Source organism: Algibacter lectus (genome assembly GCF_004368925.1).
Taxonomy (GTDB): domain Bacteria; phylum Bacteroidota; class Bacteroidia; order Flavobacteriales; family Flavobacteriaceae; genus Algibacter; species Algibacter lectus.
Window position 1 is genome coordinate 226,598 of record NZ_SORL01000010.1, and the last position, 19,080, is coordinate 245,677.

13 protein-coding genes are annotated in these 19,080 nt (G+C 33.9%); 7 read left to right on the forward strand and 6 right to left on the reverse strand.

The window, feature by feature from the left end:
• Positions 1 to 84: 84 nt before the first annotated feature.
• The 4 genes from cmk to DFQ06_RS14855 all read right to left on the reverse strand — a co-directional run bounded on the left by cmk (position 85) and on the right by DFQ06_RS14855 (position 5,359).
• A complete protein-coding gene (cmk, locus tag DFQ06_RS14840) occupies positions 85 to 780 on the reverse strand; it encodes a (d)CMP kinase (RefSeq protein ID WP_042505019.1) in 696 nt (231 codons plus the stop codon).
• A gap of 128 nt (positions 781 to 908) precedes the next feature.
• Entirely contained in the window at positions 909 to 1,928 is a 1,020-nt protein-coding gene (porQ, locus tag DFQ06_RS14845; protein ID WP_133968541.1) for a type IX secretion system protein PorQ, read from the reverse strand.
• Positions 1,929 to 2,096: 168 nt separating this feature from the next.
• Positions 2,097 to 4,547 (reverse strand): endopeptidase La, encoded by a 2,451-nt coding sequence (gene lon, locus DFQ06_RS14850; RefSeq protein ID WP_042499623.1) that lies wholly within the window; start codon positions 4,545 to 4,547, stop codon positions 2,097 to 2,099.
• Positions 4,548 to 4,708: 161 nt separating this feature from the next.
• Entirely contained in the window at positions 4,709 to 5,359 is a 651-nt protein-coding gene (locus tag DFQ06_RS14855; RefSeq protein ID WP_133968543.1) for a rhomboid family intramembrane serine protease, read from the reverse strand.
• Between the two features lie 56 nt (positions 5,360 to 5,415).
• On the opposite strand from DFQ06_RS14855, the gene DFQ06_RS14860 reads away from it, so the two are divergent.
• Positions 5,416 to 6,306 carry a lysophospholipid acyltransferase family protein gene (locus DFQ06_RS14860; RefSeq protein WP_133968545.1) on the forward strand — a complete coding sequence of 297 codons (891 nt, stop codon included), beginning with the start codon at positions 5,416 to 5,418 and terminating at the stop codon, positions 6,304 to 6,306.
• Between the two features lie 94 nt (positions 6,307 to 6,400).
• Here DFQ06_RS14860 and glmM read toward each other — a convergent pair whose 3' ends face one another.
• A complete protein-coding gene (glmM, locus tag DFQ06_RS14865) occupies positions 6,401 to 7,789 on the reverse strand; it encodes a phosphoglucosamine mutase (RefSeq protein ID WP_133968547.1) in 1,389 nt (462 codons plus the stop codon).
• Between the two features lie 63 nt (positions 7,790 to 7,852).
• Here glmM and DFQ06_RS14870 point away from each other — a divergent pair, with 63 nt between their 5' ends.
• The 6 genes from DFQ06_RS14870 (at position 7,853) to DFQ06_RS14890 (ending at position 18,404) form a co-directional block, all read left to right on the forward strand.
• Positions 7,853 to 8,452 carry an acyl carrier protein phosphodiesterase gene (locus tag DFQ06_RS14870; RefSeq protein WP_133968550.1) on the forward strand — a complete coding sequence of 200 codons (600 nt, stop codon included), beginning with the start codon at positions 7,853 to 7,855 and terminating at the stop codon, positions 8,450 to 8,452.
• A complete protein-coding gene (gene ggt, locus DFQ06_RS14875) occupies positions 8,449 to 10,149 on the forward strand; it encodes a gamma-glutamyltransferase (RefSeq protein WP_133968552.1) in 1,701 nt (566 codons plus the stop codon). Before DFQ06_RS14870 ends, ggt begins: the two co-directional genes overlap by 4 nt.
• A gap of 123 nt (positions 10,150 to 10,272) precedes the next feature.
• The gene (locus DFQ06_RS14880) at positions 10,273 to 15,516 is read left to right on the forward strand and encodes a T9SS type B sorting domain-containing protein (protein WP_133968554.1); all 5,244 of its coding nucleotides are present in this window, start codon (positions 10,273 to 10,275) and stop codon (positions 15,514 to 15,516) included.
• Positions 15,517 to 15,637: 121 nt separating this feature from the next.
• Entirely contained in the window at positions 15,638 to 15,769 is a 132-nt protein-coding gene (locus DFQ06_RS19620) for a hypothetical protein (RefSeq protein ID WP_262709895.1), read from the forward strand.
• Between the two features lie 213 nt (positions 15,770 to 15,982).
• On the forward strand, positions 15,983 to 16,699 hold the full coding sequence (locus tag DFQ06_RS14885) for a hypothetical protein (protein WP_133968556.1): 717 nt from the start codon (positions 15,983 to 15,985) through the stop codon (positions 16,697 to 16,699).
• A 163-nt stretch (positions 16,700 to 16,862) separates the two neighbouring features.
• On the forward strand, positions 16,863 to 18,404 hold the full coding sequence (locus DFQ06_RS14890; protein WP_133968558.1) for a ComEC/Rec2 family competence protein: 1,542 nt from the start codon (positions 16,863 to 16,865) through the stop codon (positions 18,402 to 18,404).
• 7 nt (positions 18,405 to 18,411) lie between these two features.
• Here the strand turns inward: DFQ06_RS14890 and DFQ06_RS14895 are convergent, their stop codons facing one another.
• Positions 18,412 to 18,936, reverse strand: coding sequence for a hypothetical protein (locus DFQ06_RS14895; protein ID WP_042499642.1), 525 nt, complete (start codon positions 18,934 to 18,936; stop codon positions 18,412 to 18,414).
• Between the last annotated feature and the right edge of the window lie 144 nt (positions 18,937 to 19,080).

Genomic DNA, 19,080 nt, shown 5'->3' on the forward strand with positions numbered 1-19,080 from the left:
TGTTTTATTCTAAAGTTAAGCACTAAGTCCTGCTTACTGAATATTCATTATTTACTGGATACTATTTTACTGCCAACCGAAAACTTATTCGCAATCTTCAATTGTCATTTTGGCAAGACGTAAAATTTTATCAAATTGTTCATCTAATGTCATGTCTGAATTATCAATTTCGATAGCATCAGCAGCTTTAACTAAAGGTGAATCTTCGCGAGTAGAATCTATATGGTCGCGTTCTTGAACGTTTTTCAAAACATCTTCATACAAAACTTGATCGCCACGTTCAATAAGTTCATCGAAACGACGGACAGCCCTTTTTTCCGCGGAAGCGATCATGTATAATTTAAGTTCAGCATCTTTAAAAACTACGGTCCCAATATCTCTACCGTCCATTACCACACCTTTATCTTGCCCCATTTTTTGCTGTTGCTCAACTAGTTTTTGTCTCACCTCCGAAATGGCAGCCACTTTACTTACAAAGCTAGAAACCTCTAAAGTTCTAATGGCTCTTTCTATATTCTCGTTATTTAAATATACTTCGGCAAAACCTAATTTCTCATTAAATTTAAAAGTAATATTAATATTATCGAGCTGATAAATTAAAGCTTCCACATTAAAATCATCTTTAGAAATTAATCCGTTTTGCATAGCATAATAAGTCACCGCACGATACATGGCGCCAGAATCGACATAAACGTAACCCAAATATTTTGCTAACTGCTTGGCTACGGTACTTTTTCCGGTTGAAGAAAATCCGTCGATGGCTATGGTAATTTTGTTCATGTATTTTTAAAGTTGAAACGTGACTATTATAATGTACTCTGTATGACTTCTATTTTGAATTTTCAAAAATACTTAAAGAAATATAAAGCAAAAAGTAAAACGGTTTAAATTAAATGGAAAGTGAATGGCTATTGCAAATCTATTTGTAAACCAAAAAAGTTAGCATTTGCAGCACTAGTGTATTTGGCGTGGGTATAACTGAAACGCATTTTATTCATTTTAATAGAGATACCTGCCGAAATACCAGAGAAATTACGTTGATCTACAATTCTTAACTCCTCACCTCTTCTAAAATTATATCCTAATCTAATATTGAATCCGCTTTCTGGGAAAAGCTCGGCACCTAGAATGGTATGCCTAATAACCTGACCGACAAATCCTATTTTTTCTGAAGAACTTGCCCCACTTAAATCACTTGTTTCTCTTGCCGGATTAGGTCTGCTAATAGGCCACTCTTGCAAGTTTTCAAAAGTAACATGCCAACGTATAGGCACATGTTCTAACCTTTGAGATAAACCTAAACTAACCTCGAAAGGCAACGACTCTTTTAAACCTGCGTAGGTTGTAATTTGTGTTCCAAAATTACGGACTACCAAAGCAGCATTGAAATCTAAATCTTCATTAATATAAATTAATCCTAAATCTACAGCTGCACCAAAAGAACTGTATTGTTCTAATTTTGAAGTAATTAATTTTAGATTTGCCCCAAAATAAAAATCTGAATATCCAATTTGTGTAGCATAACCTACGGATAATGCGGTTTCGCTTCCGCTGAAAGTTCCTGTGGAATTTCCATCTTCATCATAACCATCAAACTGTCCGTAATTTACATAGGTAATTCCTGCATGTACGGTTTGCGTGCGCCTATCTATGGTATAAGCATAAGACGCCGTTCCGTAACCTATACCGCCTAAATAACTCACATAATTTAAGGCTAATTGATTATCCATTTCTACATTAATAGCAGCCGGATTATAAAGCCCTTGCGTAACATCGTAATCTACATTAGTTAGAACTTTACCTCCCAGTGCAGCTTGGCGAGGTGACGATATTAAATTCAAAAATTGATATGTAGACTCACCTCCTACTTGCGCAGTTGCAAGTAAGCCAAATGAAAAACAAAAAAATGTTGCTATTTTTTTAAACATAGTTCCGGCTGCAAAGAAAATAAATCTATCTTAAAACGAACACATGTATTTTTTATTTTAATTTAAAAAGTATTCCTTGTGCTTTTCATCTTGTTTTATAGATTAAATCGGAAAGCGCAAAAAAAATCCCCGAACATGTCGAGGATTTTTCTATAACTTATATATCAATTATAACACTTTCGCATTTTTAACTTTTTCGTCGGTAATGGCGTATTTAATAACATCGCTCATTTCTGTAACATAATGAAACGTTAACCCTTTTAAATATTCAGGTTTAATATCTTCAATATCACGACGATTTTCTTCACACAATAAAATTTCTTTAATTCTAGCACGTTTTGCTGCTAAAATTTTCTCTTTAATTCCTCCTACAGGTAAAACCTTTCCACGTAATGTAATTTCACCCGTCATTGCTAAACTTTTCTTTACCTTTCTCTGGGTAAATAAAGACACTAAAGAGGTTAACATCGTTACACCAGCACTTGGCCCATCTTTTGGCGTTGCTCCTTCTGGCACGTGAATATGTACATTATACTTATCGAAAACCGTAGGATCTATTCCAAACTCTTCGGCATAAGATTTTATGTATTCCATAGCAATGGTAGACGATTCTTTCATAACCTTACCAAGGTTTCCAGTAATCGTCATAGCGCCTTTTCCTTTAGAAATAATAGACTCTATAAATAGAATATCTCCACCAACACTTGTCCACGCTAAACCAGTTACTACACCAGCAACATTATTGTTTTCGTATTTATCACGTTCCATTTTAGCACCGCCTAATACTTCAATGATATCTTCGTTAGAAACTTTTACATTATACTCCTCTTCCATGGCAATGTTTTTGGCTGCATAACGAACCATTTTTGCCACTTGCTTATCTAAACCACGTACACCCGATTCGCGTGTATAACCTTCAACTATTTTTTCTAACTGAGGCTTTCCAATTTTTAAATTATCAGAAGTTAATCCGTGTTCTTTTAATTGCTTCGGAAGTAAATGTCGCTTACCAATTTCTACCTTTTCTTCAATAGTATAACCTGTAACGTTTATAATTTCCATACGGTCGCGCAAGGCAGGTTGTATAGTGTTTAAACTGTTTGAAGTTGCAATAAACATAACTTTAGAAAGATCGTAACCCATTTCTAAAAAGTTATCGTGAAACTCACTATTTTGTTCAGGATCTAAAACTTCTAGCATAGCTGAAGATGGATCGCCTTGATTGGAATTTGATAACTTATCAATTTCATCTAAAACAAAAACAGGATTCGATGTTCCAGCCTTTTTTAAACTCTGAATAATACGGCCTGGCATAGCACCAATATAGGTTTTACGATGTCCACGAATTTCAGCTTCATCTCTTAAACCTCCAAGCGAAATACGCACATACTCGCGCCCTAAGGCTTCAGCAATAGATTTCCCTAAAGAGGTTTTACCAACTCCCGGAGGTCCGTATAAACATAAAATAGGCGATTTCATATCGTTACGAAGTTTCAAAACGGCTAAATATTCTATAATTCGGCGTTTTACATCTTCTAAACCAAAATGGTCACGATCTAAAATTTTCATGGCACGTTTTAGGTCGAATTTATCTTTACTAAACTCATTCCATGGTAAATCTAAAAACAACTCTAAATAGTTACGCTGTATAGAATACTCGGCTACTTGAGGATTCATACGTTGCATTTTGGCTAATTCTTTATCAAAATGCTTTCCTATTTTTTTATCCCATTTTTTAGTTTTAGCCTTCACTTTCATTTCCTCAATTTCCTCATCATGACTTACGCCACCCAATTCTTCTTGGATCGTTTTCATTTGTTGATGAAGGAAATATTCACGTTGCTGTTGGCTCATATCCATCTGAACTTTAGACTGAATATCATTCTTAAGTTCTAATTTTTGAAACTCAACATTCATGAATTTCAAAGTTGCCAATGCACGAGATTTAAGATCGTCCATTTCTAAAAGCGACTGCTTTTCGGCCACAGAAAGATTCATGTTAGACGATACAAAATTGATTAAAAACGAATTGCTTTCAATATTTTTTATAGCGAAAGACGCCTCACTTGGTATATTTGGGCTTTCTTTTATAATTTCTAGAGCTAACTCTTTTATAGATTCTATAATTGCAGAAAACTCCTTGTTTTTTACTGCAGGTTTAGCCTCTGCCATGTCGCGAATAGTAGCGTTCATGTATGGCTCCTCTGTTAAAACTTCGGCTACTTTAAAACGTTTTTTACCTTGAATAATAACCGTTACGTTACCATCAGGCATTTTTAAAACACGTAAAATACGAGCTACAGTACCTGTTTCGTGAATTTCACTTGCCGATGGATTCTCTACCGACTCGTCTTTTTGAGCCACTACACCAATAACTTTTCCGCCTTTATTAGCATCATTTATCAGTTTTATCGATTTATCTCGCCCTGCAGTAATTGGAATTACTACACCAGGAAACAAAACGGTGTTTCTCAATGACAGAATAGGCAGTGTTTCTGGCAATTCTTCATTATTTATAGCTTCTTCATCTTCAGGCGTCATTAAAGGAATTAATTCTGAGTTCTCATCAAATTCCTGTAATGACAAACTGTCAAGAGTTGTAAATTTTGATTTTTTCATATATAATTTTGAGTCAATCTGTCATAAAAACACATTGAACTTTAAGTTTAACAATTTACACAAAACATTAAGTAACTAAAAATCAAGTGTTTAAAACTAAACCTTTAGACTCAACTCTTCTATAAATTCAATAGCTATGCCAACAATGGTTTTAGCAATTATTAGATTTTACCCATTTTTTTCATCACAAATAATAAAACGATAGGTAATGCCAGTAAAACAACCATTAGTAAATTAGTCTGAAATATAGCAGGAACTAACATTAAAGTAATAACATACCCACCAATAGCACCACCAAAATGGGCGTCGTGACCAATGTTTCCAATTCTATTTTTCATACCATAAATGGAATATAGTAAATAGCCAATACCGAAAAGATAAGCCGGAATTGGAATAGGAATCATAAACATATAAAGGCTCATATCTGGACGAAATAAAATAGCAGAGTAAATAATACCACTTACTGCTCCACTTGCACCAACCGCACTATAATGATATTCATTTTTATGAAAATAAAGCGACAATAAATTACCAAACATAAGACTACCAATATAAACCGCTAAAAATCCTACAACACCTAAAGCACTAGCTACACTACCTGCAAAAAAGTAAAGCGATACCATATTAAATAATAAATGTTGCATATCTACATGCAAAAATCCGGCACTAAAAAATCGAATTTTCTCGCCACGCTGTATACCACCAACATTGAATTTGTACTTTTCAAAAAAAGCATAATCATTAAATCCTTTATAGGAGATAATTACATTGGCAGCAATAATAACTATAGTTATTAAATCTAATTTTCCCATACTCACTTTAATGTTTAAAATTGATTAACATATATTTGCAAATCTAAAATTATTTCATGCAATTAATAGCTTATATTATTCTTTATCCGTTTTTATGGTTAATTTCTATTTTGCCATTTAAATTGCTTTACATGGTTTCCGATGCTGTTTATGTTCTAATTTATTACATTATTGGCTACAGAAAAAAAGTTGTAACTAGTAATTTAAAGCTCGCATTCCCTGAAAAATCTGCAAATGAAATTGCTTTAATTCAAAAGAAATTCTACCATCATTTATGCGATATGATTTTAGAGGCAGTTAAGTCGATAACCATCTCTGAAGCTGAAATAAAAAGGCGCTATATTTTCACTAATGTGGAAGAAGTACATAAACTCGAAAAAGAAAACAAAAGCATTGTACTCTTAATGGGGCATTACGCTAGCTGGGAATGGATTTTTATTCTACAAGCTCATGTAAACCATAAAGGGTATGCTGTTTATAAACAACTTAGCAATAAATATTTTGATGCCCTAGTAAAACGCATCCGAGCAAAATATAATAGCCATTTAATTACCACAAAAGAAACTGTACCAACCCTTTTAAGAGCTAAAGTAAATAAAGAGCTAACTCTTAATGGTTTTGTTTTTGACCAATCGCCAAAAGCACACAAAGCTTTACATTGGCAAAATTTTATGGGTGTAAAAGTACCTGTGCATGTTGGCGCAGAAGTTCTCGCCAAACGTTTAGGTATGGCTACTGTATTTTTAAAAGTAAAAAAAACAAAACGAGGTTATTATGAAGCCACGTTTATGGATATTATTAAAGATACTAGCGGTATTGAAAATTATCAAATTACAGATCTGGCTTTAAAACGTGTTGAAGAACAAATTTACGAAGCACCAGAATATTACTTATGGACTCATAAACGTTGGAAGCATATGGATAAAGTTCCTGATTCATTTTTGTAGATAAAAATGAATTATTTCAAATTATAGTAACAAAAAAACGAGTTAGATATCTAACTCGTTTTTTTTTATAAATAGAAACAGTTTAACTCAAAGCCTATAGTTTTGCAATAGCCCCTATTTCTTCAATAAACTTATCAGCTAAAGTATCGGCCTCGTTTTGCGATTTTGCTTCAGTGTAAATTCTAATTATTGGCTCAGTATTACTTTTACGTAAATGTGCCCAACTTTCTGCAAAGTCGATTTTTACACCATCAATAGTTGTTAATTGCTCGTTTTGGTAACGTGTTTCAATTTCCTTTAAAATACCATCAACATCTAAACCTGGTGTTAATTGAATTTTCTTTTTACTCATAAAATAATCAGGATACGTTGCTCTAAGTGCACTAACAGACATTTGTCTTTCTGCTAATAAACTTAAAAATAACGCGACACCAACAAGTGCATCACGACCGTAGTGAGAATCTGGGTAGATAATACCTCCGTTACCTTCACCACCAATAACTACTTTATTTTTCTTCATTAAGTTAACCACGTTCACCTCGCCTACTGCACTAGCTTCGTAAGTTCCTCCATACTTTTCAGTAACATCACGTAAGGCACGAGTAGAACTCATATTGCTTACTGTGTTTCCTGGAGTTTTACTTAACACATAATCTGCACAAGCTACTAATGTATACTCTTCGCCAAACATATTACCGTTTTCGTCCATAAAAGCTAAACGATCTACATCTGGATCTACAACAATTCCAAAATCGGCATTATGCTTTTTAACCTCTTCAGATAAATCTGTTAAATGCTCTTTTAATGGTTCTGGATTATGTGGAAATTCACCATTTGGCTCACAATAAAGTTTTACAACCTCAACTCCTAAACGTTCTAAAAGCAAAGGAATAGCAATACCACCAGTAGAATTAACACCATCTACAACCACTTTAAATTTACCTTCTTCAATACTATTTACATTTACTAAATCTAAATCTAGTACTTCAATAATATGTAAATCTATGTAAGCTTTATTTTTTGTAATTTTTCCTAAATCGTCTACTTCAGCAAAATTCATGGTATCGCTTTCAGCAATATTCAATATTTTCTCACCTTCAATAGCATCTAAAAACTCACCTTTTTCATTAAGTAATTTTAAGGCGTTCCATTGTTTTGGATTATGGCTTGCTGTTAGAATAATACCTCCATCGGCATGCTCTAAGGTTACAGCAACCTCAACGGTTGGTGTTGTAGAAAGACCTAAATCAACTACATCAATACCTAAACCAATTAGTGTATTCATAACTAAGTTTTGCATCATTTTGCCCGAAATACGAGCATCACGACCAACAACCACTTTATAGTTTTCTTTTTTTCGGTTTTCTTTAAGCCAAACGCCATATGCCGATGCAAATTTAACGGCATCAATAGGTGTTAAATTATCACCTACTTGCCCGCCAATGGTCCCGCGAATTCCTGAAATTGATTTTATTAGTGTCATAGTTTTGTTTAATTTTAAAGGACAAATATAGTATTTCAAATTCGGAATTCGTAAATTTCCCCCATGAACTATTTAGCACATATTTATCTTTCAGGGGATAATGATTTAGTAACTGTCGGAAATTTTATTGCCGATGGTATTAAAGGAAAAAATTATAAAAATTACCCGAGAGACATTCAAATTGGTATTTTATTACACCGAAATATAGATACTTACACAGATGCTCATAAAACAGTTAGATCAAGTACTAAAAGGCTTCACGAAAATTACGGTCATTATTCTGGAGTGATTGTCGATATACTTTACGATCATTTTTTGGCTAAAAACTGGAGCACTTATTCTAGTGTCCCTTTAGCTAAATATGTCGATACTTTTTACGATTCTCTAGAAGATAATTACGGTGCACTCCCTTCCCGAATTCAAAAAATGATGCCTTACATGATTAGCGACAACTGGCTACTAAGCTACGCATCCATTGCAGGTATATCTAAGGTTTTAGATGGCATGAACCGACGTACAAAAAACAGATCGGGAATGGACAAAGCCGTCCACGAACTAGAACTTTTCTATAAAGAATTTGAAAGTGAATTTTCTTCATTTTTTGATGAACTCATTGCTTTTTCAAGCGAAAAATTAAAAGAACTTAACGAAACCGTTTTATGAAACATATTCTATACACTACACTTTTACTTTCATTATTTGTTTCATGCAAAAAAGAAGTTAAAGCACCTGAAACTATAAAAAAGACGGGGTTAATAACTCAAAATGCCATGGTTGTTTCGGCGCGTGTTGAAGCCTCTAAAATAGGAAATGACATTCTTAAAAAAGGAGGAAATGCCTTTGATGCTATGGCTGCCACAGAACTTGCCTTAGCCGTTGCTTATCCATACGCTGGTAATTTAGGCGGTGGCGGATTTATGGTTTACCGCAAAGCAAATGGAGAAACTGGCGCTATAGATTACCGTGAAAAAGCACCAATGGCTGCTACAAAAAACATGTATTTAGATGAAGACGGTAACGTAATCCCAGAAAAAAGTACACTTGGTGCTATGGCTGTTGGTGTACCTGGAACGGTTGCAGGAGTATTTGAAGTGCACAAAAAACTTGGTTCTTTACCTATTGAAGATATTTTGAACCCCGTAATCGCTTTAGCTAAAAAAGGAGTTTTAGTTACCGAAAAACAAGAAAAACGTATTGCACACTACCAACCACTTTTTAAGAAAGCTAATAAAGACTCTATTCTTTTTGATAAAGCTTGGAAAGCAAACGACACCATTAAACACCCAAATTTAGCTGAAACATTAGAACGTATTTTAGAACATGGAAAAGATGGATTTTATAAAGGTGAAACGGCTAAAACGCTAGCAAATTTCGTTCAAGAGAACGGAGGCATCATTACAGAAGAAGATTTAGCAAGCTATGAAGCCCAATGGCGTACACCTATTAGTTTTTCTTATGATGATTTAAAAATTATTTCGATGTCGCCACCTTCTAGTGGAGGCGTTTGTTTGGCACAAATAATGAAAATGATAGAACCTTTTCATATCGATGAATTTGGTCATAATTCTGAAAAAACCATTCAAGTTATTACTGAAGCTGAACGTCGCGCTTATGCCGATAGAAGTTTTTATTTAGGTGATCCTGATTTTGTAGAAATCCCTATTGAAACTTTAATAAATGAAGCTTATTTAGGCGGTAGAATGGACAATTTTTCATTTGAAAAAGCAACATCTTCCAAAGATGTTGCTCATGGAAATATTGCTATCATTGAAAGTGATGAAACTACGCACTACTCTATTGTAGATCAATTTGGAAATGCTATTTCTGCAACAACAACGCTAAATGGCGCTTACGGTTCTAAATTGTATTGCTCGGAGCTTGGCTTTTTCTTAAATAACGAAATGGACGATTTTAGCAGCAAACCAGGAGAACCTAATATGTTCGGACTTATTGGAGCCGAAGCAAATAGCATTGTACCCCAAAAACGTATGTTAAGTTCTATGACACCAACAATTGTTGAGAAAAACGGTGAGTTATTTATGTCTGTTGGCACACCAGGAGGCGCTACCATAATCACATCGGTTTTACAAACTATTCTAAATGTTCATGAATTCAACATGACCATGCAAGAAGCGGTAAACGCGCCACGTTTTCACCACCAATGGCTGCCAGATGAAATTAACATGGAACCGAATTCTTTCGATAAAACCATAATACAAAACCTTGAAAAATTAGGGTATTCCATTAACGAAAAAGATTCTCCTGTAATAGGAAAAGTAGATGGAATTCTTGTTTTAGATGATAAAACGTTGGAAGGAGGCGCTGATTATCGTGGAGATGATACCGCGGTTGGGTTTTAATGAACGACAACATTAGAACACTAACTTTTTCACAAGTAAATCCTCTATAAAAGCACTTTATTAAAAGCCCCATAATTAGCCTTGTGCCTTTATAAAATATAAACTTATTAAAAATAACATGTAATGAAAAACAAATACCTACTACTGCTTTTTTTAGTGTTTTTAACAATATTCAATGATGATATATCTAATGTGTTCGCGTTAAACACAGATAATATACATTCACTAAATAACTCTGAAATTTCTGGTTACACCATGAATCTTACTGCTAAAGGAGAAGAGTGCGCGGGAGACGGAAACATCCAAATAGAAATCAATGCTTCTGAAATAGGCGCTACTTTTGAGTTTTTAGTTTATGACACCTCAGATTTAACAACACCAATAAATAGTGAAACCGTATTTGAAGGACCAATTAGTTCTGCTGACTTTACAACCAATATAACTACTATAAATAGTGGCACCTACATTATAAGAGCTACTGAAACCATTGGAGCTACGGATACAATAATAGAGCAAGTAATTACAGTCGCAAATAACATTGTACCTATTACTTTTGATGCCATCCAAGAAAGTGCTTGTTTAGGAACTATCAATGTATTATTAAACTCTGGTAATGTTTTGGAATATAGAGTTAAACAAGCTGGTGTATTAATTGAAACCATTACTCAGGCTCAAATAGACGCTGGTACTGAAAGTACTTTTACAAATTTAGCCTTTGGAGACTACACCATAGAAGTTGAAGATGTTTGTGGGAACATAGTAGTTCAAGGAATTAATTTAATAGATCTAGCTCCTGTTTATACACTTCCAAGAACATTTAATAATAATATTGATAGCTCAGATTGCTCACAAACAGAACTTTTAATTTATATAATTCAAGAATTAAGCACAGGAAGTACTACAGGTCTTCTTGATGAAAATTTCTTTCCTTTTGATGTAACAATAACTTATGATGATGATGCCGATGGAAATGACTCAGTAATGACTGACATCTGGACTTCCAACAGTCAAAATGGATCATATTATAATCTTCCAACACAAGATACGTCATACCCAGTAACAACACAAGTAACAGATATATGTGGTAACGTTGTTTATTTAAATACTGTAGATTTTTCTGGTCCACCAACACTAGATATTGCCACGGGAACAACTCAAGAATGCGGAGGACAGCGTCTAAGATTTTCTAATTTTAAAAACTTCGCATTTCCAATGACCCTTGAAGTTTTAGCAGCACCAACAGCGTTTGATATAAATAATGACCCTAATTTATACAACCCTATTTTTCCTGTTGGATCTAATATTTCTGATCCAATTCCCAATTCTAACACTTTGTATTTTGGATACTACAACTTAAGCCTTCCAGATGGAAATTACACCTTTGTATTTAAAGACAACTGTGGTCGCGAAGTCAACAAAAATATAAATATTATAACCGATAACTCACCAAGAGAATTAAGTATTAAAACCCGAGAGGGCTGTGATACAACAGGTAATTTAGAAATAAACATAAAAAAGCAAGGAACTTTTGATCCAACTTCCGCAGCTGGCTTTAAAAACGTAACTATCACCTCTGCACCTGCAAACTATACAGGCCCTTCAATAATAGACATAGCAGCATCTACTGTTAATAATTTTTATGGAGATTTCATATACCTTTATGATTTACCTGCTGGTGATTACACTTTTGATGTAGAAACAACATGCGGCTATTCTTTAACCGGCTCCAAAACTATCAATGGAGTTCTTTTTAAAGATGTGGACGCCACGATTACATCATTTTGTGGTAGCTTTAATCTCAATTTAACTGCAACATATAATATAACCGCTCCAATCTTTGTTCTTCAAAAATTTAACACTACAGATGGCGTTTGGGCAAATATTAATAATGCTACTGCCGAGTTAACTAATTATGTTGATAATACTCATTTTTATCGAGATGGTTCCACGTCTATTATATTCACTAATTATCAAAATAACTATGGGCAATTCATAACTGAGAGTGGTTTTGTTAATAATGTTACCGGATCTGGATTATTTAGAATTTATTATTCTTTTTCAAGAACTAGTGAGCAAGAACGTTGCTATAACACGCTTCAAGAATTTACAATTGGTGATAATAACATTACGCTTGTTGATTTTTCGGTAATCGATTGCGGAAATGGCACTAACGATTTATTAATTGATGCATTAGGTGTCAATTTAAATTATGAGTTAATAAGTAGAGACGGTGTTGCACTGAGCCCTACTATTAATAACGGTAAAGACCCTGTCTTTACAGGCTTAACACCTGGTCTTTACGAGGTACAAATAAGTGATGATTGTGGCGCTATAAGTAATTTTGTTATTAATGCTAATAAATCTCAATTATCTGTTATACAGCCCTACAACTTGTGTGTTGGAGAAAATGGTTTTATTACTACTAATGCTTTATCAATTATAGATGTTACATGGACCAAAGATGGAGACCCTAGTTTTTCTGCTACTGGAAATACTTTAAATTTCACACCGTACTCTGCTACGGATACTGGTACATACAATGCAGTTTTAAGCTATAGTGCTAATCCAAATTCTTGTGCTAACCAAACCTTAAGTTATACAGTTACTAGTGCACCGCCTATTGCTGGTAATGGACAAACTGTAGATATCGCATTTATAGATACTACTCTAGAAAATTTATTCGACTACATTAATGGTCCTTATGATAATTTTGGAATCTGGACAGAAACTACTGCAACACCTTCAGGCACTTTAAATGATAATTTATGGGATGCTACTGGATTAGAGGCCGGAACCTACGTTTTTGATTATGTTGTAGATACTGGTTGCAATGGTATAGATAGCACTACAGTAACTATAAACATATTAGAAAGCGATTTAACAGCTATTGATAATTCTGTTTTAGATATCTGCCCATCAACAATTCACGACAACCTTTTAAACGTGTTAGATAATGACACCTACGGTCAACAGCCATTAGTACAAACAGATTTTTTAGTAACTACAGAAACTGCAGATCCAGAAAACGTAATTACCATAGACGCCATGGGAAATATAAATGTGAATAACACCAGTTTACCTGGACAAACTTATACATTAGAATACAAAATTACAGAAACAACAAATACTGATAACTTTGATACAGCATTCTTAACCGTAACTATAAAATCCATTTCTGAATCGGTTGCTCCTACTTTTTCTACAGCCCCAACACAAGTTCAATGTTATGATGACATACCATCGAGCACTATTTTAAGTCAAACTGAATTTGAAACTTTAGGAAATGCCGATGGCTTAATTAACAATAATAATTGTGGCCTAATAGAAATCACAGCTGCAAATAGTCTAGATACTGGTAATTGTAATCAAACCGTAACCCGAACCTATACTGTAATAGAATACTTAGATATCAATAATGATAACATTTATAATACTGGAGACACTTTATTCTATGAAACAATTTCTACTGAAGACTACTTAGTAAACGATACAGTGGCTCCTAGTTTAACCGGTACAATAGCAGAAACAACAATAGCAAAATGCTCTGTTAGCGATGCCGACATAGCAGTAACTACCGTACCTGAGTTAGAACTCATGGGATTAACTATTACAGATTCATGTAGCAATGATAACGATTTAATTGTAACAAGCGATGACACAGTTACCGGTACCAACCCAATTGTAATAACAAGAACTTATACCATTAAAGATCGCTGCGATAACGCTACTAGTACCATACAAATAATAAATATAGAGGATAACGAAAGCCCAACTATTAATTGCGCTATTGACATAACAATAGATACAGATACTGGATTATGCACTGCTAGCAATGTTAATTTAGGGAACATAACAGCTTTAGATAACTGTACTGTTGCTAGTTTAACCAATAACGCTCCTACTGTTTTTCCTACTGGAGATACAACAATAATTTGGACAGCAACAGATGGAGTTGGAAACACCAGTACTTGCGAACAAATTGTTACTGTAGAAGATAACGAAAGTCCGACATTTACTGCTCCAGATGATATTGAAATTTTTTCAGACATTAACTCTAACTATGATATTAGTATTAATATTACTGGAGATGTATTAGATGAAATAGATAATTGCTCTACAGGAATTCAAGCCACTTTTATAGACACTATTGTTGACGGCGAATGTCCTGGTTCTAAAATCATTACTAGAACATGGAGTTTAGAAGATACTAATGGGAATTCAGCTGTAGATCAAATACAAACTATAACAGTCTTAAACGATACTATTCTGGCAAATCAAAATTTAGAAACTTATAATGTTTGCGATGACACCCCTGAAACAGATAACAATACTACGAACAATACCACTGTTTTCGATTTAAGCATCCAAGACAACAATGTTCTGAACGGGTTAGATAATACTATATATTCTGTTAGTTATTATCCGACTTTTGAAGATGCAGAACAAAAATCAAATACTCTACCTAATCTTTACGAAAACACAATTAATCCTCAAACTATATATGCGCGAGTAGACAATAATTCACCGGGAAGCACCTGTCATGCCATTACCGAACTTGGCTTAATGGTAGAAAGTTTACCATATATTCAATTAGAAGAATCATACTTAATATGTGTTGATACCAATGGAATTGCTATTGACGATTCTACGGTAATAAATATTCCTTTAAATAAACCGGAATATAGTTTTTCTTGGTATTACAACGGTATAATTATACCAAACGAAACGGAACCATCACTAACACCAAATCAAAGTGGTGAATACAATCTTATTGTAACCGATATGGTTAGCCCTTTCATGTGCTCCAATAACTATACAATTATAGTTGAGGCAAGTGCACCACCCCAATTAAGCTACGAGTTAACACCTGCATTTGCAAACATGCATGATGTAACAGTAACCGCGACTGCTTCTGAAATTAGTACAATAACAACAAATCATACATTTAGTTTAAACGATGGCTCCCCACAATTAGGTACAATTAATAGTGACGGAACTTCAAGCTACACTTTCACAAATATTAAACCTGGTTACAATGTAGTAACAGCTAATAATATCGACGGATGTGGTGAAAACAGTATTGAGATATTGGTTATAGATTACCCTCTATACTTCACACCAAATAGTGATGGCTATAACGATACCTGGAACATTTATTCTATAGATACTCAACCCGATGCTATAATTTATATTTTCGATCGTTACGGAAGATTATTAAAGCAACTAAACCCTAAAGGTAAAGGATGGGATGGTACTTATAATGGTAATTTAATGCCTACAAACGATTATTGGTTTACTGTAGAATATAGAGAGCCAAAAACAAATGAGAGAAAAATTATGAAGGCACACTTCACGCTTAAAAGATAATTAAAACAAGATATTCAAAAATTAATATAAACGCATGAGCAAAAGTTCATGCGTTTTTTGATTTATTTCTGAAATATAATAAAGCTTTACAACAGAAATTCAAGAAGAACAAACAGATGCTTTGACTGAAAACATATTAAATGAACCTTTTAAAGCAGATAACATAGCCATGCAAGAATCGGTAAACGTGCCACGCTTACTCCATCAATGGTCGCCAGAAGAAATTAACATGAAACGCCATTCTTTTCGATAAAACCATAATACAAAACTTAGAAAAATTAAGGTATTCAATTATCGAAAAAGACTCTCCTATTATAGGGAAAGTAGATAAAATTCTTGCTTTAAATAATAAAACTTTGGAAGGAAGCGCAGATTATCGTAGAGATGATACCGCCGTCGGATTTTAAGTGATTAATACACCTAAAACTTCTAGCTTTGCATTATTAAGATAATAAATTCTCTCAGTTTGAAAATAAAGAAAGTAACAAAAATCGTTTTAGGGATTATTGTATTCCTCACATTGCCAAGCATTTTACTATTTGGTTTTGTTTATTTTAAATATAATGAAGATTTACCAACAGGAGTTCAAGGTGAACAAGCAGATGCTTTGGCAGAGAACATGCTTAAAGCCTTAGATTTCGAAGCTTATAAAAACACAGACTATATTGAATGGACGTTTAAAAATAGACACCATTACCAATGGCACAAAAGCGAAAATACCTGTGATGTTTTTTGGAAAGACTACAGAGTTGCTCTAGACTTAAACAACCACAGTTTAAGCAAAGCTTATGTTCATGGTTTTGTTACAGAAAACGATATTGCCGAAGAACTTAAAGAAAAGGCTCTTAATTATTTTAATAACGATTCCTTTTGGCTTGTGGCACCTTATAAAGTTTTCGATGCAGGTACCGAACGTCGTCTGGTAAAACAAGCAAACAACAAACCTGCACTTTTAATTACTTATAAGTCGGGAGGTTCTACGCCTGGAGATTCTTATTTATGGATTTTAGATGATAATTATAAACCTGTATCTTTTAAAATGTGGACATCCATACTCCCTATCGATGGTTTAGAGGCCACTTGGAGCGATTGGAAAACTACCGAAACAGGGGCTTTATTACCAAACTTCCATAAACTTATGGTTTTAGGATTAGAAATTGATCATCTTAAAACATCAAACTAAAACAGCCTCTTCTAGATTAACAAACCATTAATTTTAAGATTAATACAAGAACTTTTAATTAAAATTATGTAATTTTATTCCACCCAAAACTGGAAGTTCAAGTTTTAATACATTAAGTAACTTCGATAATTATTAACCCACAAATTAATTAAATCGATTTATAATGGCGCATAAATTTGTTGGCTTATCGGAGGATCACAAAAAAATATATTTATACGAGCTTACCCCAAAAACAGGTAAGCTAAAAAAAGAACGACAAGTTTTATGGGGCGATTGGCTTTCTATTAAAGATAACTATGATTTTAGCGACATTGGACCAGGTTGGCTAGCCATAAACTGGTCGCCAAACACACCAAAAGCCAAAACACTTTTTATAAAAGAAGCTGATACTACCGATACTAGACCATTAGAAATTGTTTTTGTAGACGTAGGTCAAGGTGATGGTGCTGTACTAATTACCCCTGAGCGAAACGAAGAGGAGCGCATTATGGTTATTGATGCTGGAGAAGGCGAAAACATGAAAACCTTTCTCGAAGGCAGGTTTGCTCACCGTGGATTTCAATTTGAAGCAGCCATAATTACCCATCCCGATATGGACCATTACTACGGGTTTAAATCTATATTTGAGAATAACACCATTGGATTTAACACTATTTATCAAAACGGTTTGGTAGAGCGTCCAGTAAAAGGAACTTTTGATAAAGTTGGCGGTTATAAAAAAGATGCTAAGACCAAAAAGAAATACATTGAAAATTTAGCCATAAACAAAACTGACATTGAAGCACATTTTAGTGATAATTCAAACTTTGGTAGATATGTATTTCCAAAGGTTATGCATGCCGCTTTAAACAATCCTAAAATTAAGGATTTCAAAATGCTCTCTACAGACTCAAGCCAAAGCACTCATGAAAATGATAGAATTTACATGCCAGACTTTGCGCCTTCCGACGGAAAAAATTACAGCATAGAAGTCCTCGGACCTGTAACGGATAAAGATGAAAATGATAATGTTCGTTTAGAAAAAATAAGCGATTATGGAAAAACAAAAAACGGCCATTCTATAATTTTGAGACTGCATTATGGAAAATTTAAAGTATTATTTGGTGGAGATTTAAATAAGCCTGCCGAAAAATTTCTTCTAAAATATTATACAAAACGAAAATCGTTTCCTAGATACGGTACCGAAGCATCAAAAACCATGATAGAAGAAGCAAAACATTGGTTTAATGCTGAAGTAATGAAGGTTTGTCATCACGGAGCAGCAGATGTTACTAACGAATTTATGTCGGCTGTAAATCCGGCTTGCTTTGTAATTTCTTCTGGAGATCAAGAAGGTCACGTACATCCAAGACCAGATTTATTAGGGCGCTTAGGAAAATACGGCAGAGGCGATTCTCCCGTTTTACTTTCCACAGAACTACAACGCTCTACACGAGAACATGAAGATAAAAACGTAATCTCTACCTTGAAGAAAAACATTGCCAAAATGGTGAAAAATCCCTCGGATAAGCTCAACGCTTTAATCGAAGAAGGCATTAACCATTTAGCAAAAACCAATGTAGACGTTTACGGCGCTATCTATCTTAAAACAGATGGAGATCGCTTGATAACTGCTTTTAAAATTGAAGAAAAATCTAAATTAAAAAAGTGGTTTTATTTTGAATATAAAATTGACAATTCTGGCGAGCTTACCTTAATTAGTTAAACCCATTTTATTTGCTACGTTGGCCAACAAAATTATGCGCCTTCGATTTAAATAAAATATTAAAACTAGTTAAGCTGCCATAAATTCTAGTAATATATTGTTGCAAGTCTATTTTACCTTGTTCATCCAAATCACTGGCGTTAATACGTTGTTCCATAACACGCAAGCGATCGCGAACCATAATTATTTTATGAAAAAACTTATCAATCGGTAACTCATAAGGTTTCATGCTAGCATCGGCCGGTTCTAAAATAAGTTTTCCGCCTTTATACTTATCAGCAATAGGCACAATCTCACTCACATCACTCCATTGCTTTAATATTTTAACCAAGCTACTTTCAACTTCAGAAAAACTTACAGCATCTACATCGCCATCAGCAGCTTCAATAATTTCAAAATCACTATCTAAATCAATAGTTTCTAATCCGGTTTCTATAAACGTTACCCAATAATGCTGAGATGTTACATTAGTAACCACACCTTTTCCATGAGTGGCATGATTAATTCGAGATCCTATACCTAATAATTTCATATGAAGTTGTTTTTATATTTTAAACACAATAATACTAAAACTAAATAATTTTAGATGAAATTTTCACTCATCAAACACTCAAAACATTCTTAATTTCTTGTTAAAGTCGTTCAGAAAAATAATTTGATTCAACCCATAATTTTA

What these genes read in the sequence shown, in the direction of transcription:
- DFQ06_RS14880 (WP_133968554.1), top strand. Translation starts at nt 10,273, where the DNA reads ATGAAAAACAAATACCTACTACTGCTTTTTTTAGTGTTTTTAACAATA.
- DFQ06_RS14895 (WP_042499642.1), bottom strand. Translation starts at nt 18,936, where the DNA reads ATGAAATTATTAGGTATAGGATCTCGAATTAATCATGCCACTCATGGA.
- cmk (WP_042505019.1), bottom strand. Translation starts at nt 780, where the DNA reads ATGAACAAAATTACCATAGCCATCGACGGATTTTCTTCAACCGGAAAA.
- lon (WP_042499623.1), bottom strand. Translation starts at nt 4,547, where the DNA reads ATGAAAAAATCAAAATTTACAACTCTTGACAGTTTGTCATTACAGGAA.
- porQ (WP_133968541.1), bottom strand. Translation starts at nt 1,928, where the DNA reads ATGTTTAAAAAAATAGCAACATTTTTTTGTTTTTCATTTGGCTTACTT.
- DFQ06_RS14890 (WP_133968558.1), top strand. Translation starts at nt 16,863, where the DNA reads ATGGCGCATAAATTTGTTGGCTTATCGGAGGATCACAAAAAAATATAT.
- ggt (WP_133968552.1), top strand. Translation starts at nt 8,449, where the DNA reads ATGAAACATATTCTATACACTACACTTTTACTTTCATTATTTGTTTCA.
- DFQ06_RS14860 (WP_133968545.1), top strand. Translation starts at nt 5,416, where the DNA reads ATGCAATTAATAGCTTATATTATTCTTTATCCGTTTTTATGGTTAATT.
- DFQ06_RS14870 (WP_133968550.1), top strand. Translation starts at nt 7,853, where the DNA reads ATGAACTATTTAGCACATATTTATCTTTCAGGGGATAATGATTTAGTA.
- glmM (WP_133968547.1), bottom strand. Translation starts at nt 7,789, where the DNA reads ATGACACTAATAAAATCAATTTCAGGAATTCGCGGGACCATTGGCGGG.
- DFQ06_RS14855 (WP_133968543.1), bottom strand. Translation starts at nt 5,359, where the DNA reads ATGGGAAAATTAGATTTAATAACTATAGTTATTATTGCTGCCAATGTA.